3 protein-coding genes are annotated in these 1,762 nt (G+C 71.5%); 1 reads left to right on the top strand and 2 read right to left on the bottom strand.

The genetic code is table 11. The annotated features are described in order from the left end of the window. Nucleotides 1-212: hypothetical protein (locus WA967_RS09000; protein ID WP_424421441.1), on the top strand; the 212-nt coding region annotated here is incomplete at its 5' end. A 150-nt stretch (nucleotides 213-362) separates the two neighbouring features. On the opposite strand, the gene WA967_RS08995 is transcribed toward WA967_RS09000, so the two are convergent. Both WA967_RS08995 and WA967_RS08990 read right to left on the bottom strand, forming a co-directional pair. Beyond that, nucleotides 363-1,079 (bottom strand): SDR family NAD(P)-dependent oxidoreductase, encoded by a 717-nt coding sequence (locus WA967_RS08995; protein WP_424421439.1) that lies wholly within the window; start codon nucleotides 1,077-1,079, stop codon nucleotides 363-365. Nucleotides 1,080-1,172: 93 nt separating this feature from the next. Continuing rightward, a partial coding sequence (locus tag WA967_RS08990; protein WP_424421436.1) for a LysR family substrate-binding domain-containing protein occupies nucleotides 1,173-1,762 on the bottom strand: 590 nt, incomplete at its 5' end.

Genomic DNA, 1,762 nt, shown 5'->3' with positions numbered 1-1,762 from the left:
CGGATGCCGCGGTCGCGTGGCTCGGCGAGCACGGCTACGAGCCCGAGTACGGTGCGCGCCCGCTGCGCCGGCTGATCCAGCGCGAGGTCGAGGACCGCATCGCCGACCTGTTCGTGGACGGCTCGCTGACCGATGGGGGCCGTGTAGTCATGGATGCTCCTGACGGAGCACTCCTGGTCACGGGATCCGCCCCGCTCGCGCGGGCGGCCTGACCCGACGCTTCGCTCCCCACGCCCACTCCGGCCGCCGCTTCGCGCCGGCCGGAGCCTCGGGGCGCGTGGGCCCGGCTCAGCGGCGCGGATCTGGGTCTCTGAGCGCTCTCAGCAATTCTGAGTCCCTGAGCCTGTCGAAGGGTCGCCGGGCTACCAGGGCACAGGGGCGCCGTGGCGGTCGAGGTACTGCAGGCCCGGTGTGCCGTACTGGGCGTCGACGGTGTCGATCAGCGGCGGGATGCTCTCGCCGATCTCCAGCATCGCGCCGGGGCCGCCGAGGCCCGTGCGCACCCATCCCGGTGCCATCAGCAGCAGTGCGCGCCGGTCGGCGGCATGGCGGGCGGCGTAGCTGCGGAACATCTGGTTGAGGGCCGACTTGGTCGCCCGGTACACCTCGAAGCCGCCGCGCGTGTTGCCCGAGACGCTGCCCTGACCGGAGGACATCACGGCGATCGTGCCATCGGGCGCCACGAGGTACTGCAGAGACTCCACGGCGCGCATCACGCCCAGCACGTTGGTGTTCATCATCCGCTCGAAGTCCCGAGTGCCGATGTCGGCGCCGGCCTGGTCCTGCGGCGCCAGCGAGATCCCCGCCACGACGAACAGCAGGTCGAAGACCCGCCCGTCCAGGCGCCGGCGAAGGGCGGCGATCGAGTCCGGCACGGCGACGTCGACGCGCTCGATCTCGACCGCATCGGTCGTGGCGGCGAAGGCCCGCAGCGGCGAGGGTGCGTCACTGCGCACCGTCGCCACGACCCGCGCGCCACGGAGGGCGTACTCCTCGACGATCGCCTCGCCCAGACCCCGGGAGGCCCCGATCACGAGCACTCTTCGGTTCGGTGTCCGCGGCTCTGCTGCGTCGCTCATCATGTGATGTCCTTCCGCGCTGCTCGGAGCGCGCGGTCGAGTCTCGCGCATCCACTTCTGAACGCGCCGGGAGATGTCCTGGCCGCTGAACTCCTAGCGCGACGAGTTCGCCGTGCGACCGCGCACGATTCCGATGAACGTCTCGACGTCCGGGGTGGTGGCCCCCCGCGGCCAGGCCAGGACGACCGTGGAGGTCGGCCCGCCGGCGAGCGGTCGGTAGTCGGCATCCTTGCGCTTGTGCAGTCGCGCCAGCGACATCGGCACCACCAGGATGCCGGTGCCCGAGGCGACGGTGGCGACGGCATCCTCCGTCGTCTCGATGGTCGGGAAGTCCGGCGCGACGGTGGGCAGACTCAGCGGACCCAGCACGTCGTCACCCGGCGTGATGAGCACCTCGCCGGAGAGGTCGTCAGCGGTGAGCTCGCCGGCCGCCATGAGGTGCGATTCCTTCGCTGCGACGACCACCGGCACCTCGTCGTACAGCGGGATCACGTGCAGCTCATCGGTGCGGTCGAGCGGCAGGCGCATCAGCGCCAGGTCCACCTCGTCGATGCCCTCGCGCTGCCCGGCGAAGCTCAGCGGCACGAGTTCGAGCTCGACGTGCGGCATCCGCTCCTTCCAGGTGTCGATCCACCGGCCGGGCGTCGTGCCTGGCACGAGTCCCAGGCGCAGAGCGCGCGGTT

Source organism: Microbacterium sp. (assembly GCF_049650565.1).
Taxonomy (GTDB): Bacteria; Actinomycetota; Actinomycetes; order Actinomycetales; family Microbacteriaceae; genus Microbacterium.
This window is presented reverse-complemented; position numbering and strand designations above follow the sequence as displayed.

Excerpts from the sequence above, each read along its gene's own strand:
- WA967_RS08995 (WP_424421439.1), bottom strand. The coding sequence starts at position 1,079 with ATGAGCGACGCAGCAGAGCCGCGGACACCGAACCGAAGAGTGCTCGTG.